General features: G+C 64.4%; 24 protein-coding genes. 15 read left to right on the top strand and 9 right to left on the bottom strand.

The window, feature by feature from the left end:
* The first annotated feature begins 115 nt into the window (after positions 1–115).
* The 6 genes from flhB (at position 116) to KPL81_RS09410 (ending at position 7382) form a co-directional block, all read left to right on the top strand.
* On the top strand, positions 116–1312 hold the full coding sequence (flhB, locus tag KPL81_RS09435) for a flagellar biosynthesis protein FlhB (protein ID WP_219791657.1): 1197 nt from the start codon (positions 116–118) through the stop codon (positions 1310–1312).
* Entirely contained in the window at positions 1309–3390 is a 2082-nt protein-coding gene (gene flhA, locus KPL81_RS09430; protein WP_219791655.1) for a flagellar biosynthesis protein FlhA, read from the top strand. Before flhB ends, flhA begins: the two co-directional genes overlap by 4 nt.
* Positions 3391–3393: 3 nt before the next feature.
* Entirely contained in the window at positions 3394–5616 is a 2223-nt protein-coding gene (gene flhF, locus KPL81_RS09425) for a flagellar biosynthesis GTPase FlhF (RefSeq protein ID WP_240549154.1), read from the top strand.
* Positions 5617–5826: 210 nt separating this feature from the next.
* On the top strand, positions 5827–6207 hold the full coding sequence (locus KPL81_RS09420; protein ID WP_219791653.1) for a hypothetical protein: 381 nt from the start codon (positions 5827–5829) through the stop codon (positions 6205–6207).
* Positions 6208–6329: 122 nt separating this feature from the next.
* Positions 6330–6623 carry a flagellar protein FlhE gene (locus KPL81_RS09415; protein ID WP_219791651.1) on the top strand — a complete coding sequence of 98 codons (294 nt, stop codon included), beginning with the start codon at positions 6330–6332 and terminating at the stop codon, positions 6621–6623.
* A gap of 54 nt (positions 6624–6677) precedes the next feature.
* Positions 6678–7382: an RNA polymerase sigma factor FliA gene (locus KPL81_RS09410; RefSeq protein ID WP_219791650.1), complete on the top strand. Its 705-nt coding sequence runs from the start codon at positions 6678–6680 to the stop codon at positions 7380–7382.
* Here KPL81_RS09410 and KPL81_RS09405 read toward each other — a convergent pair.
* Complete coding sequence (locus tag KPL81_RS09405; RefSeq protein ID WP_209472509.1) at positions 7379–8581, bottom strand: EAL and HDOD domain-containing protein; 1203 nt, start codon at positions 8579–8581, stop codon at positions 7379–7381. The two genes, KPL81_RS09410 and KPL81_RS09405, sit on opposite strands and share 4 nt — an antisense overlap.
* Before the next feature lie 80 nt (positions 8582–8661).
* Positions 8662–9438: an EAL domain-containing protein gene (locus tag KPL81_RS09400; protein WP_219791649.1), complete on the bottom strand. Its 777-nt coding sequence runs from the start codon at positions 9436–9438 to the stop codon at positions 8662–8664.
* 311 nt (positions 9439–9749) lie between these two features.
* On the opposite strand from KPL81_RS09400, the gene KPL81_RS09395 reads away from it, so the two are divergent.
* Positions 9750–10568, top strand: a complete 819-nt coding sequence (locus KPL81_RS09395; protein ID WP_219791648.1) for a motility protein A — start codon at positions 9750–9752, stop codon at positions 10566–10568.
* Entirely contained in the window at positions 10561–11244 is a 684-nt protein-coding gene (locus KPL81_RS09390; RefSeq protein WP_219791646.1) for an OmpA/MotB family protein, read from the top strand. The genes KPL81_RS09395 and KPL81_RS09390 overlap by 8 nt, the downstream gene beginning before the upstream one ends.
* Before the next feature lie 87 nt (positions 11245–11331).
* Here the strand turns inward: KPL81_RS09390 and argF are convergent, their stop codons facing one another.
* On the bottom strand, positions 11332–12252 hold the full coding sequence (gene argF, locus KPL81_RS09385; protein WP_219791644.1) for an ornithine carbamoyltransferase: 921 nt from the start codon (positions 12250–12252) through the stop codon (positions 11332–11334).
* Positions 12253–12413: 161 nt separating this feature from the next.
* On the opposite strand from argF, the gene grxD reads away from it, so the two are divergent.
* Together grxD and KPL81_RS09375 are read left to right on the top strand one after the other, a co-directional pair.
* Positions 12414–12764, top strand: a complete 351-nt coding sequence (gene grxD, locus KPL81_RS09380; protein ID WP_209472495.1) for a Grx4 family monothiol glutaredoxin — start codon at positions 12414–12416, stop codon at positions 12762–12764.
* Between the two features lie 239 nt (positions 12765–13003).
* Entirely contained in the window at positions 13004–13645 is a 642-nt protein-coding gene (locus KPL81_RS09375; RefSeq protein WP_219791642.1) for an HPF/RaiA family ribosome-associated protein, read from the top strand.
* Between the two features lie 38 nt (positions 13646–13683).
* On the opposite strand, the gene rnt is transcribed toward KPL81_RS09375, so the two are convergent.
* A complete protein-coding gene (rnt, locus tag KPL81_RS09370; protein WP_209472491.1) occupies positions 13684–14349 on the bottom strand; it encodes a ribonuclease T in 666 nt (221 codons plus the stop codon).
* Between the two features lie 201 nt (positions 14350–14550).
* Here rnt and KPL81_RS09365 point away from each other — a divergent pair, with 201 nt between their 5' ends.
* From KPL81_RS09365 to KPL81_RS09355, 3 genes are all read left to right on the top strand, one after another.
* Positions 14551–15771: an argininosuccinate synthase gene (locus KPL81_RS09365; RefSeq protein WP_209472489.1), complete on the top strand. Its 1221-nt coding sequence runs from the start codon at positions 14551–14553 to the stop codon at positions 15769–15771.
* A 73-nt stretch (positions 15772–15844) separates the two neighbouring features.
* Entirely contained in the window at positions 15845–16144 is a 300-nt protein-coding gene (locus KPL81_RS09360) for an HlyU family transcriptional regulator (protein WP_219791640.1), read from the top strand.
* A 128-nt stretch (positions 16145–16272) separates the two neighbouring features.
* On the top strand, positions 16273–17400 hold the full coding sequence (locus KPL81_RS09355; RefSeq protein WP_219791639.1) for a DUF294 nucleotidyltransferase-like domain-containing protein: 1128 nt from the start codon (positions 16273–16275) through the stop codon (positions 17398–17400).
* A gap of 169 nt (positions 17401–17569) precedes the next feature.
* Here the strand turns inward: KPL81_RS09355 and KPL81_RS09350 are convergent, their stop codons facing one another.
* From KPL81_RS09350 to KPL81_RS09330, 5 genes are all read right to left on the bottom strand, one after another.
* Positions 17570–20299, bottom strand: a complete 2730-nt coding sequence (locus KPL81_RS09350) for a sensor histidine kinase (protein ID WP_219791637.1) — start codon at positions 20297–20299, stop codon at positions 17570–17572.
* A gap of 4 nt (positions 20300–20303) precedes the next feature.
* Complete coding sequence (locus KPL81_RS09345) at positions 20304–20504, bottom strand: hypothetical protein (RefSeq protein WP_219791635.1); 201 nt, start codon at positions 20502–20504, stop codon at positions 20304–20306.
* Entirely contained in the window at positions 20501–22564 is a 2064-nt protein-coding gene (locus tag KPL81_RS09340; protein ID WP_219791633.1) for a 3'-5' exonuclease, read from the bottom strand. The genes KPL81_RS09345 and KPL81_RS09340 overlap by 4 nt, the downstream gene beginning before the upstream one ends.
* The gene (locus KPL81_RS09335; protein ID WP_209472474.1) at positions 22564–22935 is read right to left on the bottom strand and encodes a response regulator transcription factor; all 372 of its coding nucleotides are present in this window, start codon (positions 22933–22935) and stop codon (positions 22564–22566) included. Before KPL81_RS09335 ends, KPL81_RS09340 begins: the two co-directional genes overlap by 1 nt.
* Positions 22936–23070: 135 nt before the next feature.
* On the bottom strand, positions 23071–23358 hold the full coding sequence (locus KPL81_RS09330) for a hypothetical protein (RefSeq protein WP_219791631.1): 288 nt from the start codon (positions 23356–23358) through the stop codon (positions 23071–23073).
* 230 nt (positions 23359–23588) lie between these two features.
* Between KPL81_RS09330 and KPL81_RS09325 the strand changes: the two genes are divergently transcribed.
* Together KPL81_RS09325 and KPL81_RS09320 are read left to right on the top strand one after the other, a co-directional pair.
* Positions 23589–23996, top strand: a complete 408-nt coding sequence (locus KPL81_RS09325) for a ketosteroid isomerase-related protein (RefSeq protein WP_219791628.1) — start codon at positions 23589–23591, stop codon at positions 23994–23996.
* 37 nt (positions 23997–24033) lie between these two features.
* Positions 24034–24948 carry a carbon-nitrogen hydrolase family protein gene (locus KPL81_RS09320; RefSeq protein WP_219791627.1) on the top strand — a complete coding sequence of 305 codons (915 nt, stop codon included), beginning with the start codon at positions 24034–24036 and terminating at the stop codon, positions 24946–24948.
* The last annotated feature ends 4 nt before the right edge of the window (positions 24949–24952 follow it).

The raw sequence follows: 24952 nt of genomic DNA, 5'->3' as shown, positions 1-24952 counted from the left end.
TCCCAGGCGCCGATGGTCGTGGCCGATAAAGCCACGATCATCGGCGCTTTTTGGCGTATCGCCAGCCTGCCGTTGACGCCACAATGGCCACCGTGCGGAAAAGTGTGCGGGTGCCATGGCCGACGAGAGCAGCGATCAGGAAAAGACCGAAGAGGCCACACCACGGCGCCTGGAAAAGGCGCGCGAGGAGGGCCAGGTTGCCCGTTCACGGGAGCTGACCACCTTCATGCTGCTGTTGGGTGGCGTGGTGGGAATGTGGTCGATGGGCACGATGCTCTACGATCAATTGGGGCTGGTGATGGAACAGGCCTTTCTGTTCGAGCGCCGCCAAGCCTTCGAGACCGGCCCCATGCTGAGCAATGTGCTCGATCTGGGAAGCCGCACACTGTGGACCATGTTGCCGCTGTTTCTATTGCTCACGCTGGTGGCGCTGGTGGCGCCGGCCCTGCTGGGCGGCTGGTTGATCTCGGCCAAGTCGCTCCAGCCCCAGCTGTCGAAGCTCAACCCCTTCAAGGGGCTGAAGCGCATGTTCGGCACCCAGGCGCTGATCGAGCTGTTCAAGGCGGTGGCCAAGTCGGTGCTCATCGGCGGGGTCGGCATGGCGTACCTGTACTACAAGCGTGGGGAATATCTGTCGCTGATGGATCAGCCGACCACCCAGGCATTGGCACGGGCGCTGATGATGGCCGCCGAGGCTTGCGGCCTGATGGTGCTGACGCTGCTGGTCGTCATCCTGATCGACGTGCCCTACCAGCTCTACAGCCATGCCAAGAAGATGCGCATGTCGAAGGAAGAGGTCAAGCGCGAGCACAAGGAGTCGGAAGGTGATCCGCACGTCAAGGCGCGCATTCGCTCCCAGCAGCAGGCGATGGCGAGAAACCGCATGATGAGCAAGGTACCGGAGGCCGACGTGATCATCACCAACCCGACCCATTATGCCGTGGCCCTGCAGTACGATGAGGCTCGCATGGGGGCCCCCAGGGTGGTGGCTAAGGGTGCGGACATGGTCGCGGCGCGCATTCGTGAGCTCGGCCAGGAGGCCGGAGTGCCGCTGTTGCAGGCACCGCCGCTGGCTCGCGCCCTATACCGTCACGTTGACCTCGAGCGAGAAATACCGCTGGATCTTTATACCGCCGTGGCGGAAGTCCTGGCTTGGGCTTTCCGCCTTAAGCACGTATCACAAGAGGGGGGAGAGGTGCCGCCTACACCCGTGAACTTGCCGATACCGGAGAGCCTGGCGGTACCCGCCGGCGATGCGGGCGATGGCACTACTGAACCAGGGCCGTTTGAGCCTGGCGGAGCACGCCGATGAAATCCCTCAGCCAGATCATGGGGCGACGTGACTGGGTGGGCGATGTCCGCATGAAGCTGCTTGCCGGCCCGATCCTGATCATCATGATCCTCGGCATGATGATCGTGCCGCTGCCACCTTTCGCGCTGGACCTGCTGTTCACCTTCAATATCGCCCTGGCGGTTATGGTGCTGCTGGTCAGCATGTTCACCCAGAAGCCGTTGGATTTTGCCGCCTTTCCTGCAGTGCTGTTGTTCACCACCTTGTTGCGTCTATCGCTGAACGTCGCTTCCACACGGGTGATCCTGATGGAAGGCCACCAGGGCGGTGACTCGGCGGGCAAGGTGATCGAGGCCTTCGGTGAGTTCCTCATCGGCGGCAACTTCGCCGTGGGTCTGGTGGTCTTTCTGATCCTGGTCATCATCAACTTCATGGTCATCACCAAGGGGGCCGGGCGCATCGCCGAGGTGGGCGCGCGCTTCATGCTCGATGCCATGCCGGGCAAGCAGATGGCTATCGATGCCGACCTCAACGCCGGCCTGATCGGTGAAGAAGATGCTCGCACGCGTCGCGCCGAAGTTGCCCAGGAGGCCGATTTCTACGGCTCCATGGACGGTGCCAGCAAGTTCGTGCGTGGCGATGCCATGGCCGGCCTGGTGATCATGGTGGTCAACGTCATCGGCGGCCTGCTGATCGGTATGCTCCAGCACGACATGGGCTTCGGCGATGCCGCCCGGACCTACACCCTGATGACCATCGGCGACGGCCTGGTCGCCCAGATCCCTGCACTGGTGATCTCCACGGCCGCCGGCGTGACCGTGTCGCGCGTCAATACCGAGCAGGACGTCGGGCAGCAGATGATCGGCCAGCTGTTCGTCAATCCTCAAGTCATGGTGTTGGCAGCACTGGTCATGGGACTGCTTGGCCTGGTGCCGGGCATGCCCAACATGGTGTTTCTGATCTTCACCGGACTCTTGGCCGGCCTGGCCTGGATGCTAACGCGACAGCAGGAGCAGCGCCTGGTGGCGGAGGAACTCAAGGCCGAGCCGCCGCCGATGCCCGAAACGCCCGAGGCCAGCTGGTCGGACGTCCAACTGGTGGATACCCTGGGGCTCGAGGTCGGTCATCGCCTGATTCCGCTGGTCGACCAGCGCCAGGATGGCGAACTGTTGGGCCGCATCAAGAGCGTGCGCAAGAAGTTCGCCCAGGAAGTCGGTTTTCTGCCCGCCGTGGTGCATATACGCGACAATCTGGAACTGGGTGCCAACACCTATGTGATCACGCTGAAAGGCGCCGAGATTGGCCGTGCCGAGGCCTTCCCGGGCCAGTGGCTCGCCATCGATCCGGGGCAGGTCACTGGCCAGTTGCAGGGCACGCCGACGTCCGATCCGGCCTTCGGCCTGCCGGCGGTGTGGATCGATGGAGGACAGCGCGAGCATGCCCAAGTCTACGGCTATACCGTAGTCGACGCCGGCACCGTGATCGCCACGCACCTCAACCACCTGCTGCATCGCCACGCGGCCGAAATGCTGGGACGCCAGGAGGTCCAGAAGCTGCTCGACAAGCTCGGCGAGGAGCAGAAGTCGCTGGTCGAGGACGTGGTGCCCAAAGCCATCAGCCTGACCGTACTCCAGCGCATCCTGCAGAACCTGCTCGATGAAGATGTCTCCATTCGCGACATGCGTACCATCCTCGATACCCTGGCAGAATATGCGCCGCAGCAACAGGATGCCAACGAGCTGACAGCACTGGTTCGGATCATGCTGGGACGCGCGATTACTCAGCACTGGTTCCCTGGACGCGATACGCTGAACGTGATCGGCCTGGATGCCCAACTCGAGCAGGTCCTGATGCAAGCCATGAACGGCAATGGGGCGCTCGAGCCAGGATTGGCCGAGACACTGATGAGCCAGACCGAGCAAGCCGTCGAGCGGCATGAGGCGAGCGGCGAGCCACCGGTGCTGGTGGTGCAGCATAGCCTGCGTCCGCTACTGGCTCGTTTCCTGCGTCGGCGCATGCGCCACCTGGTGGTCATGTCGCAGGCGGAAATACCTGATGATCGGACGCTGCGCATCGTGACGCTGGTGGGAGGTCGATAAGCAATGAGTGTCATGCGTTTCGTGGGGGGCAACAGTCGTGAGGCCATGCGTCAGGTACGCGCGGCCCTGGGTGACGAGGCCCTGATCCTGGCCAACCGGCAGACCGAGCATGGCGTCGAGATTCTGGCGATGGCCGAGTCGGCGGCCACGCAGGGCGAAGCCAATGTCGGCGAATCCGCACCTCGTTCGGTGGAGCCGAGTCGCCCGCCAGCGGCGGCGCCTGCCACCCCGGCAAGCCCCGATCCCGCCCAGGCCTTCGAGGCCATGAGTGCAAGGCTGCTCGAAGAGATGCGGGACATGCGTGCCCTGCTGTCACGCGAGCGTGACCCGTCTGACTCGACGCGTACGCTTGGTGAGCAGCTCATCGGCACGATGCTGGAGACCGGTTTCAGCCAGGCGCTGGCCGACGAGGTTGTCGCGGCACTGCCCGAGGAGCTGGCGCTGGCCGGGGCAGTCGACGAGCGTGCCTTGGCATGGCTGGCGCGACAGCTGGTCAAGCGACTCGGTGGCCTGGACGATGAGGCTGCCTTCATGGATCGCACCGGGATCGTGGCACTGATCGGGCCCACCGGGGTAGGCAAGACCACGACTACGGCCAAGCTGGCAGCGCGCTATGTCATGCGTCACGGCACCCGACCGGTGGCACTGGTGACGACCGACAGCTTCCGTATCGGTGCCCACGAGCAGTTGCGAATCTACTCACGCCTGCTCGACGTGCCGATGTACGCCCTCAACGCCGACCAGCCGGTGTCGGAGCTGCTGGGGCGCATGAAAGGCAAGTCCTGGATCATCATCGACACGGTCGGCATGAGCCAGCGCGATCACCGCGTGATCGAGCAGGTCAGCCACTTGCACGGCGGCGATTCGCCCGTGCGCCTGGTACTGCTGCTCAACGCTGCCAGCCAGCCCGAGACCCTCGAGGAGGTCGTGGTGCGTTATCGGCAGGCCGCTCAGGCCGCCGGTGGCGAGCTCACCGATTGCATCATCACCAAGCAGGACGAGGCAGGGCGGTTGGCGCCTGTGCTCGATATCGTCATGCGTCACGGTTTGCGTCTGCTGTTTGTCTCCCATGGCCAACGCGTTCCGGAGGACATGGCGCTCGCCGAACCCGAAGCCTTGATCGCCGATGCCCTTGCCGATCGCACGCCGTCCGCCAGGTCTCCGGCACGTCAGATGCCGGAAGCGGCCGTGCGAAGTTCAGGCAATCTGTTGGGACAAGGCCGCCGCCTGGCTTCAGTACTGCAGGCGCTACGCCAGCGTCTGCCCGGCTTCAAGCGCTTCGAAGAGGTGTGGAACCTGTTGGGAATGCCAGCCTCCGTCCAGCAGCAGCGCCTGGATCGACTGTTGGCCGATTACCCCCAGGGTGATCAGGCACTCGGCATGCTGTGGAGCGAACGCCGTCGCGTACCGGGCGAGAGCTGGTCGATGCCGGACGTGGCGCTCAGTCCCGAGGGTACCTGGCTGGCGCTGCCGTTGCTGCAGCATCGCCAAGTGGCGGGCCAGCAGGCACGCCTGGCAGAGATGCTGGAGCAATACGGGGTCGGCGTGCATCTGTTGAATGGGCTGCCCGACAGTGACGCGGGAGACTGGCTACAGAAGGGTGGACTGAGCTGGTGCAGTCAGGTACGCGGCAGCCAGCGTGTCGAATTTGGCGGCGAGCGGTGTACCCTGGCGTCGCTCAGTGGCATAGGCGACGCCGTTGGCGACGTGCGCTGCCGATTCCGCGGTGCTGCAGCACGCCTCGGTCTCGCTACGCTTCCCGTCGGCGTGGTGTTCAAGGGAGCCCGGCGCGACCAACAGAGCCTCGACGCGCAGGCCTGGTTCGGTGAGGTGCGTGATGAAGAGAGTGGCAAGGTGCTGGCGAAACGCTACTGGATAGTGCCGTTGCGGCTGAAGCGCGAGCCCCAGCCGCTCTTGTTGACCCTGCTGCAGGGCGACGTACTGCCGCAGCTCGCCCGAAGTGCGTGGCAGCGCCTGGATCCAGCCGAATTGGGGGAGCTGCGTGCCGACCTGCGCCTGCTGATGGCCAGTGGCCTGGCCACGGTGGCAGCGCACCTGGATCTTGCCGAGGACGTAGCGGCGATGGATCTGCGAGCGGAATTGCTGGGGCTCGGCGGGGGGCGTCGCAGGCGGCGCGATGTCGCGCTGCTCGAGTCGTTGGTACAACTCTTCATGGTGCGCGATGCCATTCGCCACCTGGGTCTCGGTGAAAGGGAGACAGGCTAGATGGGATGGGACCAGGCCGCTGGGCTGCGCCAATGGGCGAACGGGGAGGCACAGGATTGCCCGGCACATGTGGCCGAGACGCTGGTCGAGTTGGCAGCCGCCGGGGGCAACGGCACGGCAAGGGCGCCGGCCAAACCGGCAAGTACCGCTCGCGTATCGACACATAGAGCCACTGACACTGGCAACAGAGTCCCTGACACGGGCAGTACGGTGACGCTGATGGTGCTGGGCCTGCCGGGAACCGCCGAACGGCACACCGCCAGAGTTACCGAGCTGCTGCAAAGCTGGGCCAGCGAGGGACGACGTTGGGTGGGGAATCCACACTCATGGCGCATCGTGGCGCTGCCCATCAGCAGCCCTCATCTGCCAGTGCTGGCGACCCAGCAGTCGCACTGGGCGCTGTGGGTAGATGACGATCTCGAAGCCTTTCGTCGTGGCTACCGTCTGCTCAAGCAGATCGACGAGCAGGGTGGGCCGCGGCGTTTGATCGCCGTGCATCCGCCAGGAGTGGGGCGCCAGGGTCTATTGACCAATCTACAGTATGTCGCGGAGGCTTATTTCGGCATCGAATTGTTGGTATTGGCGAGATGATGGTTCGAGCGCATCGCTGGTTGGCGGCAGTGGTCCTCTGTGGGTGGATGGGAGGCGCGTATGCCAGTGGCAGTTGGGTGGCCACTGCTCCCTCGCTGCCGGTCGTCACGGCCGATCGGCCGATGTCGTCCGCTGTGTTGCTGCCACCGTCGCCCGAGCTGGCCAGTGGTCAGGTCATGGGACGGGTCGGTTGGCAGTTCCAGCCGCCGGCCGGCAGCGTGGTGAATGCCTGGTTGTGTCATCCAGGAGGCTGCACACGCTTGCCGGCGTCGCGTGGCCAGACCGATGACTTGGCGGGCCTGCCTGCCGACACGCCACTGCATTTTCAGTTTTCACTGCAGGATCGCCGGCAGCGCGCCGCGACCCTGCAGGGGCTGCAGGTGATCGTCAACCACCAATCCCTGCAACGTCCCTGACCCATCGGGCGTGAATCGACGCCCGAGGGAATTGTCAGCCGTGAGAGCAAGCGCATGTACACAGCACGAGGCAAGATCGAACAGGCAGACCTGCTGGAGGAGTACCTGCCGTTGGTTAGGCGTCAGGCGCTCTCCATGCAGGTTCGGCTACCGTCGAGCATCGAGCTCGACGACCTGATCCAGGCCGGCACGGTGGGGCTGCTCGAGGCCATGGGGCGCTTCGATGCGGGCCAGGGAGCCAGCTTTGCCACTTTCGCCAGCCAGCGTATTCGCGGCGCCATGCTCGATGAGTTGCGCAGTCGGGACTGGCTGCCGCGCAGCGTGAGACGCAACGCCCGAGCCGTCGACGAGGCGGTACGGCGTCTGGAGCAGACGCTGGGCCGGCCGGCCGAGGAAACCGAGATCGCCGCCGAACTCGACATGGGCCTGGAGGAGTATCGCCAGTTGCTCAGCGATACCAACAGCGGGCACCTGCTGCCCTTCGAGGCGTTGATGGCCGAGGGCATCGAGCCCGGGATCGAAGATGCATCGATCGACACGCCCTACCGCATGCTCATCGACGAAGAGAAGCGCCAGCAACTGGCCGAGGGGATCGAAGCGCTTCCCGAGCGCGAGAAGCTGCTGATGGCGCTGTACTACCAGGAGGAGCTCAACCTCAAGGAAATCGGCGTCGTACTCGGCGTGACCGAGTCGCGGGTATGCCAACTGCACAGTCAGGCGGTGAGCCGGCTCCGAGCGCGCCTGACTGTTCACGGTTAAAGATTTTCCATCAGCGCCTTGGTGCTTCCCAGGGCGTTCATGTAGCAAGCATGGAGCCGGTCGGCTGGTACGTCGTCGATGGCTTCCTCGACCTGACGCTCGTGGTTCTCGCACAGTGTCAGCACGGCGCCCAGGGGGCCGGCCCGGTGTCGCAGGGCGTCGATGATCGGCTGCCCCAGCGGCAAGTGCTCGAGCAGAGTGTTGCGGTCCTCCTCCAGCAGCGCATCCATCATCGAGAACAGGCCGGTGGTGAAGGCATCCTCGGGGTCGAGGGCAGGAAAGGGGGCCGCCAGGTTGCGGCACATGAAGGCGCGGATCAGCGCCATGCGCAGTACGATACGCGATGTGGGCTGCAGGCTGGCGAGCGTCAGGGTCAGGATCAGCCGGCGAAGCTCGATCAGGCCCAGCAGCTGTACCGCGCGGTGCAGATCGACTTCCTTGCCGCCACGGTGGAAGTAGCTCGAGTTGGCCCGACGCAGGATGGCCACGTGCAGATGGGGCACCTGTACGACCAGCTCGTGAAGGCGGTTGAGGTCGTGGTTGTCCTCGTAGAGGGCGCGGATCAGACGGATCTGCGCGGCACGATTGCCGTGACGACCACGTGGGGCCGAGGCAATGAAGCTGGGTTTGGCGAGGTAGCGGCCATGATAGTAGTCGCAGCCCATCGCCTGGTAGCGCTCCAGCTCGTCGCGGCTGTCGAGATTTTCGACCAGCAGCTTGATGTTGCGCCCGGGAAGTCGCTCCAGGGTCTCGTCGGCGAGATCCTGAGGTGAGGAGAGCACGATGATGTCGCAGCGCTCGAGCATCGCTTCCGGGTCCTGCTTGAACAGGCGTGACGGGACGATGACCCGGTAGCCGCGCTCACGGATATCATCCAGGCGTACGAGCAGCTCGGCATCGACCGTGTGCGTCTCGGCAATGCCAAGTGCCAGGCGTGGTGCCGGCGTAGGCAGCAGTTCGGGGCGCTCCAGCCACTCCAGGGGCAGGTCGACGAACAGCGTCCTGTCGCCCAGCAGGCCGCCGTCGCCGAGTTCGTAGACGGCACTGGCCAGCGCCCTGGCCGTGGCGGCCATGACGTCCTCGGCTTCGGTGTCGGTATGCCGGGTATAGACCAGACGATCCGCAACGTGATGATGGCTGGCGTCGTGGATCGGGTGAAGAGCGACGGTGAAAGGATCGGTGTCCCTTTGCTCAGGCATGCTGCTTGGCTCCGTGCTGAGTGTGATGCACTCGGACATTCTCAATGGTGGCTGATAGGCTCATGATCGAATCGTTTGTGCTAGACAGCCCGTTGCAATGCCACGAGCGTCGGCTCGAGGCCATGGGTCAGGCTTTCGAGGCCGGGGCGGGCATAGAAGAAGCCTTGCTGCTGGAAAATGCCGCTGCGGGCCAGCCACAACGCTTCCGCCTGCGTCTCGACGCCTTCGGCTACCAGGCCGATATCCAGCTCCCCGGCGAGGTTGACGATGGCACGCAGGATGGCTTGACGGCGGGTGTCGCTGTCGCAGTTCATCACCAGGGTGCGATCGATCTTGAGTCGGTCGGGGTGCAGCTCGACCAGCAGGTCGAGGTTGGCGAAACCGTTGCCGAAGTCATCCAGGGCGGTCAGGAAGCCCGTTTTGCGGTAGGCCTCGATGATGCTGCGCAGATGCTGTTGGTCCTGCACCCTCTCGCTTTCGGTCACCTCGAATATCAGCCGCTGAAGCGGCCAGCCGACCTGCTCGGAAATCGCCAGCGTTGCCTGGATACAGGCCATCGGTTCGTAAACTGCGTTGGGCAGAAAGTTGATCGACAGGGTCTCGCGCATGCCGAGACGACTGGCAAGTTCGATGGCACGGATGCGACACGCCTGGTCGAAGCGATAGAGCAGCCGGGGGGTGACCTGGGCCAGAATGCTGGCTGCCGACTCGCCGGCCGGCCCTCTCACCAGTGCTTCGTAAGTGGCGATGCGGGCCGAGGCGAGGTCGACGATCGGTTGGAAGGCCATGGTGAACGCGAACGGCAGCGGCCCCTCGCAGCGTTCGCAATGTCCTTCCTTCTCGGCGCATCGTGGCATGACTACTCCTGTTTGGCCGCGGTTGGCCAACGGATGGTTCCCCGGCGCGGCTTGGTCGCCGCCGGAATCGCTCGCTGGCAAGGCGCAGGCCTGTGGCTTGCACCATCCTCCATGACAGGCCTGACCGCAGGACCTGTTGCCGACAAGGATCTCATGACTGTCGTATCGGCCGTTATCGAGGAAACTTTAGCGTCTTGCGGAAAGATTGACCTGGATCAACTTGCTGCAGGCATTTTCCGCTTTCGGCTAAAGTGCCTATGCCCACGGCCGATATCTTTCCCTAGACTCGCCCCGTATTTTCAGGAGCTTGCATGAACCCGTCTACCATCATCGGCATGTTCGCCAGCATCGTTCTACTGGTCAGCGTGCTGTTCTTTACCGCCGAGTCACCGCAGAGCTTCATCAACCTGCCGGGTCTCGCCATCGTGCTGGCAGGGACCATGGCGGCCACCTTCATCAGCTATCCGCTGCGGGAGGTACTGCGAGTGGTGCGCCTGGTGGGCCTGGTGTTCCGCCGGGAGAACACCTACATGCGCGACGACATCAAGGAGCTGGTGGACATCTCGCGGCTGTGGTTCAAGGGCGACGTGCGGGCAGTCGAGGCGGCCCTGGAGAAGGCATGCAATCCCTTCCTGCGCACCGGCATCCAACTGGTCATCGCCAACACCAAGGAGGAGGAGATCTTCGACCTGCTGCGCTGGCGCATCGCCCGGCTCAAGGCGCGCGAGCACGCCGAAGCCCAGATCTTTCGCACCATGGCCACCTATGCGCCGGCCTTCGGCATGATTGGCACCCTGGTCGGGCTGGTCAACATGCTCGAAGTGATGGAGTCGGGCGACTTGCACGTCATCGGCCCGCGGATGGCCGTGGCCCTGCTCACGACCTTCTACGGCATCCTGCTGGCCAACCTCGTGTTCAAGCCCATCGCCGTGAAGCTAGAGCGGCGTACCGAGGAGCGCCTGATCGCCATGAACATGGTGCTCGAAGGCATTTCACTGATTACCAAGCGTCGTCTGCCCTCGTTCATCGAAGAAACCCTGCACTCCTTCGTCGTCAACTATCACGACGAGATTCGCGACCCGGAAGTGGCCAAGCGCGACGACCCAGACGGACAGGCACAGAATGCTTGATCGCAGCACGCGAGACATGTTGCAGCCTCCCGCCGTCGATGCGGCAGAGGGCGAAGGCTGGCTAGTGAGCTATCTGGATGTGCTGACGCTGCTCATCACATTGTTCGTGCTGCTGCTCTCCCTGGCCGGCAACGGCCTGGCGATAAAGGGTAGCCAGCATGGCGGCGAAGTGTCCGCCGTAGTTTCGCCTCAGGCCGAAGCTGCCGCTCGCATGGTGGCCGGGGCGGGACTCAAGCCGCGCCACGATGGCCTCGAGCCGCGCTTTCCCGGGCTCGAGATCGAAGGGGTGAGCGTGCTGGAGGATCAGCAAGGCATTACCCTGCGTATCGACGACAACCTGCTGTTCGACAGCGGCCAGGCCATTCTCACGGGGCAGGGACGTGAAGTGCTGGGCCGGTTGCGCGAAGTGCTCGTGTCATTCGAGGGGGACATCTCCGTGGAAGGGCACACCGACAGCATCCCCATTGCCAGTTTCCGCTTCCCGTCGAACTGGGAGCTCTCCTCAGGACGGGCCATCGCCGTATTGCGCTATCTGGCCGAACTGGGCGTACCGGGCGAGCGGCTGCGGGCGGTGGGCTATGCCGAGACGCGCCCATTGGGCAGCAACGAAACCCCTGAGGGGCGTGCCGCCAATCGTCGAGTCGAGCTGTTGCTGCATCAGGAAGCGAACGGCTAGACGCAACGACAGGCGGCTCGTGTGAACGAAGGAGGCCCGAGAAACGCCGCGGCGTCGCGCAACGGTACACGACGACGCGGCGAAAGCTCAGTGATCGACGCGACCCAGCAGCAAGAATTCTATCAGCGCCTTCTGGGCATGCAGTCGATTACCGGCTTCCTGCCACACCACCGCACGCGGGTCGTCGAGCAGCGTCTCACTGATTTCCTCGCCGCGATGCGCGGGCAGGCAATGCAGGAACAGTACGTCGGGCTTGGCGCGGTCCAGCATGGCTTCGCTGACCTGGAAGCCGGCGAAGTCTGCCTCGCGCTTGGCTTGCTCCTCCTCCTGGCCCATCGAGGCCCACACGTCGGTAGTGACCAGATCGGCGCCAACCACGGCCTCGTCTGGATCGCGCATCAGGGAGATACGATCGCCGGCGGCCTCGAGAATGTCCTGGCGCGGCTCGTAGCCCTCGGGGCAGCAAACGCGCAGTTGGAAGTCGAACTGGCGGGCGGCATTGATCCAGGAATGACACATATTGTTGCCGTCGCCGATCCATACTGCCGTACGCCCGCGCACGCTGCCGCGCAGCTCGGTCCAGGTCATCACGTCGGCCAGCAGCTGGCAGGGATGGTAGTCGTCGGAGAGCGCGTTGATCACCGGCACCCTGCTGGAGCCGGCATAGGTCTCGAGACCGGCATGGGAAAAGGTGCGGATCATCACGATGTCGACCATCTCCGCCAGTACTCGGGCCGTATCCTCGATCGGCTCGCCGCGACCGAGCTGAGTATCCCGCGGCGAGAGGAACAGCGCATGGCCGCCGAAGTGGGCCATGGCCGTCTCGAACGAGACCCGGGTGCGCGTCGAGGATTTCTCGAAGATCATCGCCAGCGTGCGGTTGGTGAACGGGGCATAGGTCGGGCCCTGGGCACGCAGGCGGTTCTTGATCGTGATGGCGCGCTGGATGAGGTAGTGCAGCTCTTCTGGGCTCAGGTCCAGCAGGGTCAGGAAATGGCGTGTCGCCATGGCGAACTCTCCGCGCGAAAAAACCACCATCCTATCCAGCTGGCGGGGGATGCGCAATTCGCCCGTCATCAGTAGAATGAGGGCAAAGAGAGAAAGGCCGAGTGCGGCACTCGGGTATCGGCCCGGCAGCCTCGGCATTCACGATCCAACACGGAGCGCACATGAGCACTACCCTCGAGAACATCCAGCGCCAGATCAGCGAGAACCCGATCCTGATCTACATGAAGGGCACGCCTCAGCTGCCCCAGTGCGGTTTTTCCGCCCAGACCGTCCAGGCCCTGATGTCCTGCGGCGAGCGTTTCGCCTTCGTCAACGTGCTCGACAACCCGGACATCCGCGCCGAGCTGCCGAAGTATGCCAACTGGCCAACCTTCCCTCAGCTGTGGGTCGAGGGCGAGCTAGTGGGTGGCTGCGACATCGTCGGCGAGCTGCACCAGAGCGGTGAGCTTGAGAAGTTGATCAAGGACGCGGCGGCACGTGCCAAGGCCAAGGAGGAGGGTGGCGACGCCTGAGCCCACTCCAGTCCGCCCCTCACAAGGCCCGCGAACGCTCGTTTGCGGGCCTTTTGCCTTCCTGGGGCCATGCAAGGGGCGAAGTGTCCTGAATTGCATGAGGTAACGTTGGGAAACCAAATGCTCGAACGGAGTCGATTGAAATCTCCCGTGCCTGCTACCACGCTAGCGGTTGATGGCCAAATGGAGACAGGCATCGAGGAACCGATAGCGGTTTCCTTGTTCGGCAGGGAGGTAACATGCAGACGCCTTTGGAAATTACCTATCAGCACGTGTCGCGCTCCGCATGGATCGACGAATACGTCAGATCACGGGTGGACAAGCTGGAGCATTTCAGCCGCGACATCGTCTCTTGTCGCGTCACCATCGAACAGACGCAGAACCCCCATAGGACGGGCAATCCCTATCGGGCTCTGGTCGAGGTTTCCCTGCCAGCCAAGGGAGAGCTCGTGGCCGAGAAAAGCGACAAGGTGACCGATCCGCAGGTTCAGTTGCGTCCGATCATTCGCCACGCCTTCGAGGCGATGGAGAAGCAGCTCAAGAAGCAGACGGCGAAGCGTGATGGCAAGGTCAAGCAGCACAATGATGAGCCGATCCCACCGGTCGCTACCGTGGTGCGTCTGTTCGGGGGGGATGGCTACGGCTTTCTCAAGAGCCTCAGCGGGGAGGAATTCTACTTTCACCAGAACGCGGTATTGCACGGTGACTTCGACCGGCTGACCGTGGGTACCCGGGTGCGCTTCGAACCCGACGAGGGCGAAAAAGGGCTGCATGCCAGCACGGTGCAGATCATCGACAAGCCCGGGGTTGGCGGCGAGCCGGGCGAGGACGACCTCGACATGCCCGCCGGCTGGGAGCGGGAGACCGGCACCCGCCACTGATCGAGGACACGCAGGATCCCTGAGGGTTGGCAGGTTGCCTAGATGTCCTCCAGGCCCTGCTCTCGCTGCGCCAACGCCCAGCCGCCCAGATCCTTGTAACGGTTGACGATGGCGCAGAACAGCTCCGCGGTTCGCTCGGTGTCGTAGCGTGCCGAGTGAGCTTCCTGGTTGTCGAAAGGAATACCTGCCGCGCGGCATGCGCGAGCCAGTACCGTCTGGCCGTAGACCAGACCCGACAGGCTGGCGGTGTCGAAGCTGGAGAAGGGATGGAAGGGGTTGCGCTTGATGCCGCAACGGTTGACCGCGGCATTGAGGAAGCCGTGGTCGAAGGCGGCATTGTGGCCCACCAGCACGGCGCGGGTGCAGCCATACGACTTGATCGCCTTGCGTACCGGGCGGAAGATCTCGCCCAGCGCTTCCGCCTCGGACAGGGCGACGCGCTGGCGTAGCGGGTCGTCGAGCTTGATGCCGGTGAAGTCCAGCGCCGACTGCTCGACGTTGGCCCCTGTGAAGGGTTGCACATGATAGGCGTAGGTCGCATCGGGCATCAGATTGCCCTCCGCGTCCATGGTCAGCGTTACGGCGGCGATTTCGAGAATGGCGTCGCGCTCCGCGTTGAAACCGCCGGTTTCCAAGTCGACCACCACCGGCAGAAAACTGCGAAACCGCTGCGCCATCATGTCGCGAGTGATCGCCTCGCTCATGCGCTTCTCCTCATCATGTGCCTCTCACTGTGGTAAATCGGGGACGGCTCCTTGCCGACGGGCCATTGCCGCGGCCAGGCCGAATCTCATGGGCGAAAAGTCTAACAGCTTGGCCGTGATACGTCCCGCCGCCGGTATTCGCCGGGCGGCAGCCACGCTATACTGAGCGCCTTGAGACGTCTACCTCAGAGGAGCCCCCGAATGTCCGATGTCAAGAAGGTCGTGCTTGCCTACTCCGGCGGCCTGGACACGTCCGTGATCGTCAAGTGGTTGCAGGAAACCTATAACTGCGAGGTCGTGACCTTTACCGCCGACATCGGTCAGGGCGAGGAAGTGGAGCCCGCGCGCGCCAAGGCCCAGGCCCTGGGCGTGAAGGAGATCTACATCGAGGATCTGCGCGAAGAGTTCGTGCGCGACTACGTCTACCCCATGTTCCGCGCCAACACCATCTACGAAGGCGAGTACCTGCTCGGCACCTCCATTGCCCGCCCGCTGATCGCCAAGCGCCTGATCGAGATCGCCAACGAGACCGGCGCCGACGCGATTTCCCACGGCGCCACCGGCAAGGGCAACGACCAGGTACGCTTCGAGATGGGCGCCTATGCGCTCAAGCCAGGCGTCAAGGTGATCGCACCGTGGCGCGAGTGGGATCTCACCTCTCGCGAGAAGCTGATGGCCTACTGCGAGCAGCACGAGATTCCGGTCGACTTCTCCAAGAGCAAGAAGAAGTCGCCGTACTCCATGGACGCCAACCTGCTGCACATTTCCTATGAGGGTGGCATCCTCGAGGATCCTTGGGCCGAAGCCGAGGAAGACATGTGGCGCTGGAGCGTATCGCCGGAAGCCGCTCCCGACGCTCCCACCTACGTCGAGCTGACCTACGAGCGTGGCGACATCGTGGCCATCGACGGCAAGCCGATGAAGCCCCATGAAGTGCTCGAGACCCTCAACAAGCTGGGTGGCGACAATGGCATCGGCCGTCTCGACATCGTCGAGAACCGCTACGTCGGCATGAAGTCCCGCGGCTGCTACGAGACCCCGGGGGGCACCATCATGCTGCGTGCCCACCGCGCCATCGAGTCGATCACTCTCGATCGTGAGGAAGCACATCTCAAGGACGAGCTGATGCCCAAGTACGCCAAGGTGATCTACAACGGTTACTGGTGGAGCCCGGAGCGCCGTATGCTGCAGGCCGCCATCGACGAGACCCAGAAGAACGTCTCCGGCGTGGTGCGCATGAAGCTCTACAAGGGCAGCGCCACCGTGGTCGGCCGCAAGTCCGAGCAGTCGCTGTTCGACGAGTCCATCGCCACCTTCGAGGACGATGCCGGCGCCTACAACCAGAAGGATGCCGAGGGCTTCATCAAGCTCAATGCCCTGCGGTTGCGCATTGCGGCCGGTAAGGGCCGCCAGCAGAGCTGAGCCTGCCGCGGTGTGTTATGACAGCGCCGGTCCAGTGGGCCGGCGTTTTCGTCTCCAGGCATGAGGGTGAAATATGTTAAAGAAACTCTTGGGCGGGCTGTTCGGCAATGGCGAAGCCAAGCCGGGCAATGCCAAGGCCGCCGAGCCGGTCGAGTACAACGGCTACCAGATCGTCTCGGAGCCGGCCGAGCAGGGCGGTCAGTTCCGCGTCAGCGGCTGGATACGCAAGCCGGACGAGAATGGCGAGATGCGAGAGCATCGCTTCGAGCGTTCCGACCTGGTGCCGGGGCGGGAGGCCTGCGACCAGTTGATGGTGAGCAAGGCGCAGCGCTACATCGACCAGATCGGCGACGACATGTTCCAGTCGCGCTGACGAGGTAGAGGGGCGTTACGCAAGTGTGTTCGCGGCCCGGCCCGGTGAGCGTCATCCCTTGGCCCAAGTGTCTCCGCCTCCCGATTCTGGTTACACTCGGCTAACGTGTGTATGCGACGGGAGACGATATGCAATTGCTGCATCGGGCCTCACCCTGGCGCACGCTGTTCGCCGGCGATGGCCTGCCGGAGCCGACCATGCTGCTGGCCCCCCTGTGCGAAGCGCTGGGCGAACTGGGGCCTGATGCCGATCTGGCTACCGCTCACGCCTGGCAGCCGCGTCTGGTTGAGGCACTGCAGCGGCTCGACCTGCCCGCTTGGCGTATCAGCCAACTGATCAGCGACCACAACGACCAACTCTATCGCCGCGCCATTCAGCTCTCGCTCAATGAGATGCAGGGGCAGGGGTGGGGCAGCCCGCCGGTCGCGTTCTGCGTGCTGACGCTGGGTTCGGCCGGCCGCCACGAAAGTCTGCTCGCTCCCGATCAGGGCAACGCCATGATCGTGGCCGACTATCCGGATGCTCGCCATACCGAGATCGACGGCTTCTTCCAGGCGCTGGGGGAGCGCTTCACTGCGCGCCTCGATGAGGCCGGGATCCCGCTGTGTCATGGCCATGTGATGGCCCGCTGGCCGATGTGGCGCAAGCGTCTCTCGGAGTGGTGCGAGCAACTCTCGCTGTGGACCCGCGACAGGCGGGTAAAGCGTGTTCAGCAGAGCAATATCCTGCTCGATTTCCATCCGGTCTTCGGCGACGCCAGCTTGGCCGAGGCGCTGGCCGAGCATGTCACCGGTCTCATGCCGCGGGCCGGCCTGTTCCTCGATGAAATGGCGCAACTGCTCGATGAGCTACCCGTGGCGCTGGACCGCTTCGGGCGGCTCGCCGGAAGCGTCGAAGAGGCGCCTCATATGAATGCCCTCGATCTCAAGCGCCAGGGCCTGCTGCCGTTGGTCAATGCTGTTCGCTTGCTGTCGCTGCGTCATGGCGTCAGGGTGCCCGATACGCGCCGCAGGCTGTCGACGCTGGTGCTGAAGGAGGTGCTCCCGGCACGACAGGCCAGAGCGGGAATAGCGGCAATGGATCGCCTGCAGGAGCGGCTGCTCGTGGTACAGCAGGCCAACCTCAAGGCCGGAGGAGCCGTCGATGGCTGGGTCGACGTGGCCAGGCTGGAGGACGACCAGCGTCTCATGCTGCGCCACGATATGCAGACCATTCGCCGCCTGGTCAGGCTTGCCCAAGGGCGGGCGGGCGCATAGCCCATATCGCCCAACGCGGCACTTGCCGTCAGGCCGATGCCTCGTCGTCCCATGGCATCGTTTGGATATCGATCTTGATGTACGACGCCAGGGGTAGATTCCGCGCCGGGATGAGGGCGAAGTCATCCGGCGCGGGCATGGGCACCATATGCTCGATCAGCAACCTCCCTCAAGGGGCGCTGGGCAGTTCCATGATCAGGCAGGCGCCGTGCAGCGTCGGCGCCTCGTCGACCCACAGCCGCCCGCCAAGGTGAGCGACGATGCCGCGGCTGATCGGCAGGCCCAACCCGCTGCCGCGAGGGCGACCGCGGGCCTTGCCGCTGGTGGTGCCAAACCGCTTGACCTGATGGAACTTCTCGAAGACCCGCTCGCGCTCATCGGGGGCGATCCCCGGCCCGTTGTCCTCGACGCTGAGTCGGAAGTTCTGCTTGTAGCGTGCCAGATGAAGGCGCACGTGGGGATCCTCGTCGGCGGCGAACTTGCCGGCGTTGTCGAGCAGATTGATGATCACCTGCTCCAGGCGGTCGGGGTCGCCGATGACAGGCGCCTCGTCGAGCTCCAGGTCGACGTCCAGCGCAACACCGCGATCCTCCTGCAGCCGGTGCACCGCATCCACGCTGTGGCGGACCAGGGCCACCAGATCGAGCCGCTGAGGGTTGAGCGTCAGACGGCCGCTCTCCAGCCGCGCCAGATCGAGGATCTCCTCGATCAGACGTGAGAGCCGCTGGCTTTCGAGCACCACCACCTCGAGAAAGTGGACGCGTTTCTCCTCCGGTAGCTCCTGATTGTCGCGCAGTATCTCGGCAAAGGCACGGATCGAGGTGAGCGGTGTGCGTAGCTCGTGACTGACCATGGCGACGAATTCGTCCTTGAGTCGGTCGAGTTCTCGCAGGCGTTCATTGGCGGCCCGCAGCTCCTCTCCAATACGCGCCAATTCGTTGGACTTCTGCTCCAGGCGACGGTTGTACTCCAGCGTCTGAGAGGTAGTGTCGAGAATGCTGAGAATGGCCTCCAGGTCCAGTGCCTCGCCGCGTACCACCGAGTTGATCAGCACCCGCGCCGACGCGCTGCCCAGGGCGCCCGACAGAGCCTTCTCGGCGCGGGCAATCAGTGCCGGCGGAGCCGGCGTCTCGTCGGCATGACTATCGTGCGTTTCGTATAGGATCCGCGCCGTGGCGCCGGCGCCCAGGTAGCGGTTGAGCAGGCTCTTGAGCTCGCCGCGGGTGGTCTGGCCGCGCCACAGCGAGGTGTGCTGAAGCCCCGGATTCATGGCTTCGGTGAATAGGGCGGCCTGGGTCTGTTCCACCGGGCTTTGACGGGTGAACAGCGATACACCGATCAGCAGGCCGGCATTGGCCAGCAGGCTCCACAGCAGGGCGTGACTATAGATGTCGAAGCCTTCCAGGCCGAACAGCGCATAAGGCCGCAGCCACGGCAGACCCAACAGGCCCTGCTCGAGAAAGGTGGAATCGAGCCAGCCCGACTGGGCGAAGCCCGGCAGCAGCAGGGTATAGCACCAGGTGAGAAAACCGGCGAGCAACCCCAGGGTCGCCCCAGCCCGGGTCGCCCCGCGCCAGTACATGCCGATCAGCATGGCCGGGGCGAACTGGGCCGCGCCGACGAACGACACCAGGCCGATGGTCACCAGGCTGTAGGAGTCGCCGATCAGGGCGTGGTAGAGGTAGCCCAGCAGCAGAATCATCACGATCGCCACACGGCGAATGCCCAGCAGCCAGCCTGCCAGCTCACCCTGGGAACTGAGGTGAAGACGCTTGGAGCGCAGTAGCAGGGGCATCATCAATTGGTTGCTGACCATGGTGGAGAGCGCAATGGTCTCGACGATCACCATGCCGGTCGCTGCCGATAGCCCACCGATGAAGACCAGCAGCGGTATGCCCTCGACACCGGCGGAGAGCGGTAGGGTCAGCACGAAGCTGTCGGGATTGCTGTTGCCCATCGGCAGCAGCAGGCCGGCCATGGCGATGGGAATCACGAACAGGTTGATCGCTACCAGATAGAGCGGGAACAGCCAGCTGGCGCGTCGCAGGTGACGCTCGTCGACGTTCTCTACCACCAGTACCTGGAACTGGCGCGGCAGTGTGAGGAAGGCGAGAAAGGCGAGCACCAGGGTGCCGACCCAGCCGATGGCGCCACCGGGGACTGCATCGAGGCTCAGCGCGCCGGCCAGCTCTGGCGAGTCGGCTACTTGGCGGAACAGGTCGCCAGGCCCGTTGAACAGCACGAAGGTGACGAAGATGCCGACGGTGAGAAATGCCACCAGCTTGACCAGCGACTCGAAGGCGATGGCTGCCACCATGCCCTCGTGGCGCTCGCTGGCATCCAGGTGGCGGGTACCGAACAGGATGATGAACACGGCCAGCACCAGCGCTACCCAGAACGACTTGTCGGTCCAGAAGCTCTCCTCGGCGAGGCGAAACTCCGTCGCTTCGGGATAGTTGACCAGCACCGCATGGCTAAGGGTGATCGCCTTGAGCTGGAGGGCGATATAAGGCGTGATGCCGATCAGTGCGATGAGGGCTACCAGTGCACCGAGGCTGGAGCTCTTGCCGTAGCGTGCGCTGATGAAGTCGGCGATGGAGGTGATGCGCTGGGTGCTGGCGATACGCACCATCTTGCGGATCAGCAACGGCGCCATGAGCATGGCGAGCGTCGGCCCCAGGTAGATCAGCAGGAAGCTGGGACCGTAAACCGCCGCTCGACCCACGCTGCCGTAGAAGGTCCAGGCGGTACAGTAAACGGCGATCGAAAGGGCATACACGGTGGGCGAGCCTATTACCGAGCGGCCCTGTTCGGCGCGCCGGTCGCCCCAGGCAGCGATCACGAACAGCAGCGCCAGATAGCCGAAGGCGACCGCCAGTACGACCGGGTCGGCGCTCATTATGTCAGCTTTCCTCCTGCCGGTGCTCCATCAGCCAGGCGGCGAGGCCGATGACCAGCAGCCAGGCCGCGAACAGGTAGAGCGGCAGCCAGGACGGGCCGGCACCGGGCGGTCCATCGAAGATCAGCACCAGTGGCGGCGAGAAGAGCAGGGCCGCCAGACCGATCAGGGCAACCAGGCGAGCCTGTGGGCCGGAGCTGTTCATGTGCAGGCGTCCTCCCGATCGAAGGCAGTGGCCTGTAGGGCTAGCGCCTGCTCCAGGGTCTCGATGCCGCGCGCCTCGAGGCGAGGCATCAACGCCAGCCACAGTTCGGCAGTCACGCGTGCATCGCCGAGTGCCGTATGACGAGTCCCCGGGGGGAAGCTTAGGTCGTAGCGCTCGGCGAGCGTATCCAGGTCGTGCCCGTCCAGGCTCTCGTCGAGCGCCCGTGAGAGCAGCAGCGTATCGAGTACCGGCATGTCCAGGGCCGTACCGCTGCCGGTGGGCTGCAATGCCAGCAGATCGAAGGCAGCATTGTGGGCGAGAATCACGGCATCGCCGATATAGTCGCGAAAGCGCGGCAGCATCACCGGCAGCGGTGGGGCACCGGCCACCTCGCTGTCGGTGATGCCGTGAATCGCGGTACTGGCGGGCGGTATCGGCTTGCCGGGATCGACTCGCGCATCGAAGGTGTCACTGGCCAATAGCCGCCCGTTGACGATACGACAGGCACCGATACTGATGACGGTATCGCCCCTACGCAGTTCGAGCCCGGTGGTCTCGGTATCGAAGGCAACGATCTCCAGTGCGCGCAAGGAGCGCCGGGCCAGCTCGGCATCCGGTGGCGGCAGGTCAGCGATGCCGAAATCGTGGAACTCGGGACGCGGCGGCAGTTGGCTGGGCGGTGCGCCGACTCGATCCATGGCAGGCAGCGGCAGGCGCAGGCGAGCGTGCTGCCCATCGCCGTCCGCCAAGCTCCAGGCATCGCTGGCGTGCTGGCGCAGCAGGTCGCCAACCCGCGGTGAGAGCGGTAGCATCTCGAGTCGCTGCTCGCACCATGCCGCCAGCTCCCGCTGCGGCAACGGTTTTCCGGGCCAGATCAAGTCGAGGTAGACGCGGCGATTGCCAAGCAGGATCTCGCCTTCGAAATGGCGGGTGCCGGCATGCTGGCTCAGCCGCTCCAGTAGAGTCGCAAGCATGACCAGCAACGCCGGAGCATCGCCCTTGAACCAGGCGGGCATGCCGATGGGAAGCACCTCGATAGAGCGGTCTCCAAGCCGCTCATTGAGCGACTGCCAGAGATCGTTCGACCACAGGGGGACCAACCGTTCGCCCTGTTGCTGCATGTCCTCGATCAAGCGTCCGAGATTCTCGATCTCGTTGCCCAGTGCACGGCTCTCCTCGTCGATCACCGCCTCCAGGCGCTGGCGCAGCGTGTCGTCGATATGCCTGGCATGGCGTACGCTGCCCAGCGCTTCGGCAGCACTGGCGAGGCTGGCGCCGTGGCGGCGCAACGGTCCCATGTGCTGGGTCAGGCCGGCGCGGGCTCCCATCTCGCTGGTCCAGGCCGCGGTGGCATCGGTCAGGGTAAGCAGCGTTTCGCCGTTGCTCTGGGGTACCCGGCGCATCACCATGTGCAGCCAGCGTTCGTCGCAGGGGATCAGCAGTTCGCGCGGTGCGCCATCTGCCGGAAGTTTCCCCAGGGCATCCTGAAGGCTCGATATGGGCAGCAGCGCCTCCAGGCGTTTGCCCAGCCCGAGCCCGGTGTGCGCCTCGAACAGCTTCTCGGCGGCCTGGTTGAACAATAATATCCGGCGGTGGTGGTCGCAGAGCAGCAGTGGCGTGTCGAGTACCTGCAACAGCGTCTCGAGTTCCTGGCGGATGCGAGCCGCGCTGCGCGCGCCTTCGGCGTGCGCGGTGGCCAGGCGCTGACGATCGCCACGCCAGGCCTCCCGTACCCTTACCAGATCCGGACCCAGGCCGCGCAACCAGCCTTCGGGAGGGTAGTCCTCGCGGGCATCCGGGTTGGCCACCAGGCGCGCCAGCTGCACCTGCAGATGGCGCAACGGGGTAAACAACATGCGCTCGAGCAGCAGGCCGACCAGAAAGATGGTGCCGCCGCCCGAGAAGCAGCCGAGCCACAGTACCACTCTGGCGACGCCCTGGGGCTGGAACAAGCTGTCGAGCCAGGCGGCGAAGAGCGCACCCCCCAGCAGGCTGATGCCGCTGAGCAGCAGCCACAGGCCGATCAGGCGCTGGCGCTTGGGCAGCTTGCCTCCCTTCATCAGGCGTCCTCGGCGAGCAGGGCCTTTACCTTCTCGACCAGAGCCTGGGTCGAGAAAGGCTTGGTCACGTAGTCGTCGGCACCCAGGGCCAGCCCCTTTTCACGCTCCACTTCGCGACCATGGGCGGTGAGCATGATGATCGGCAGCCTGGCGTGTCGGTCGTCCTGACGCAGTTGCTCCAGTACATCGAAGCCACTTATCCCCGGCAGGCTGATATCGAGGAGGATCAGGTCGGGAGCGGCGTGCTCGACCTTGGCCAGGGCGCCTTCGCCATCTTCGGCCGTCTCCACCTCGAAGCCGGCCTGCTGCATAAGGAACTCCAGCGACAGGACGATGTTGGGCTCATCGTCCACCACCAGCACCTTGGCCATGCATGACTCCTTGAAGCGTCTTTGTATCTTGTTGATTGTCAGTCTAGTGCGCACGGCTTCGGCGGCAAAGACGACCTTGGCACAAGGCGTCCGTAGCAGTGTCCGTATGCGTGGAAACGGGCTGGCAGCAAGCGCTCAGCGCGGTTCGTCGCCGTTCCTTTCGAGCGCTCGCCACTTGGGTCCGAGTGGGCCGAGCCACAGCCATACCTGCAGCAGCACCAGCATGGGCAGCAGCCAGGCGGGCGCGCCGGTGGTACGGCTCAGCACGTGGAATATCACGTAGGCGGTAACGCCGGCAGCCATGCCCACCAGGGTGAAGGCAAAGGCGCGCGTCCGGCCCGGCTGGCGGGTGACACGGAACAGCAGGCCAAGGAAGGCACCGAAGGCACCGGCCATGGCGAGTTGTAGCAGGGTCGCTTGCATGTAGGGTCTCGTCGCGCGGAGGGTGGCTTCTACCGGCAGGGTAACGTGCCCCAGGCCCCGGAGCTGTAAGACCTTGGGTCAAGCCGGGGAGAGGGTCCCACCTTCCAAGGCGCGCGAGGTTACCTGGCCATTGCTGTACGGCAATGGATAAATGCAGGGCGACAGGCTATCGCCACCGGGCCGGGGCGTTTACACTTGCGCCCCTCGAACCCAGCCAGGAGAGCCTGTTCATGTCCGATAGCGTGCAATTGATCCAGCGATACTACGATGCCTTCAATCGCGGCGACTGGGACGCCATGCTCGACTGTCTCGATCCCGAAGTGGCGCACGACCTGAACCAGGGGCCGCGGGAGACGGGGCGTGACGCCTTTCGTCAGTTTCTGGCGCGCATGGATCGCAGCTACGTGGAGCGACTGGAAGACGTCGTGCTCATGCCTACCGCCGACGGTCGACGAGTCGCCGCAGAATACGTCGTCCACGGCGAGTACCGCATCACCGACGAGGGGCTTCCGCCGGCCAAGGGGCAGCGCTACGTGCTGCCGGGCGGCGCCTTCTTCGAGGTGGCGAATGGTCGGATCACGCGCGTGACCAACTACTACAACCTGGAGGAGTGGCTGCGTCAGGTGGCCCAGGCGTGAGAACGACCGAGACCAGGAACATGAGGGAGGAGTAGCGATGCGCGTGGCCGTGGCCAAATATCCCATCGGCATGCCGGCAAGCTTCGACGATTTCGCCCGGCGCCAGGAAGCCTGCCTGAGGCAGGCGCGCGAGCTGGGTGCCCGGATCGCGGTCTTGCCAGAATACCTGAGCCTTGAACTCGCGGCCGGCTTTTCGCCCGAGGTGCACGGCGACCTCGCGGCCTCGCTGGCTGCCATTCAAGCATGGCGAGGCGCCTGGTGCGAGTTTTATGGCCGCTTGGCGCGGGAGCTCGACATGTACCTGGTGCCGGGCACCTTCCTGCTCGATGTGGGCAGCGGGCGCTACCGCAACCGGGCCGACTGGTTCGCCCCCAACGGCGTTCATGGCTGGCAGGACAAGCTGCAGCTCACCGGCTACGAGAAGCAGAGCGGCATCATCGAACCGGGCGACGCGCTGCACGGCTTCGACTGCGACGGTCATCGGGTCGGCATCGCGGTCTGCTATGATGTGGAGTTCCCGCTGCCGGTACGCGCCCAGTTCGAGGCAGGCATACGCCTGCTACTGGTGCCCAGTTGCACCGACACCGCTGCCGGTGCGACCCGTGTGAGGATCGGCTGTCTCGCTCGTGCGCTCGAGAATCGCTTCTTCGTGGCCCAGGCGGTGACCGCTGGTGAGGCGCCATGGAGCCCGGCGCTCGACGTCAACACCGGCGAGGCGACCCTCTACGCGCCGATGGATCACGGCTTTCCTGCCGACGGGATACTCGCCGCTACCCAGGGCGATGCGCTGTGGGCCTGCCATGAGGTCGACGTGGCCAGGCTGGAACTCAGTCGCGCACAGGCTCAGGTGGACAATGACCGTGACTGGCCAAACCAGCTCGTCACCACGTTGCAACACTGGCCCGAGGGTTTGGACGCCGTGGCGCCGCGGTGCGAGCCAGCATCGGCGTGAGGTG

Origin of the sequence: Billgrantia antri (assembly GCF_019430905.1) — a bacterium.
GTDB classification, from domain to species: Bacteria; Pseudomonadota; Gammaproteobacteria; order Pseudomonadales; family Halomonadaceae; genus Halomonas; species Halomonas antri.
Note: the sequence above shows the minus strand (reverse complement) of the source record. Positions and strands in the feature narration are given on the sequence as shown.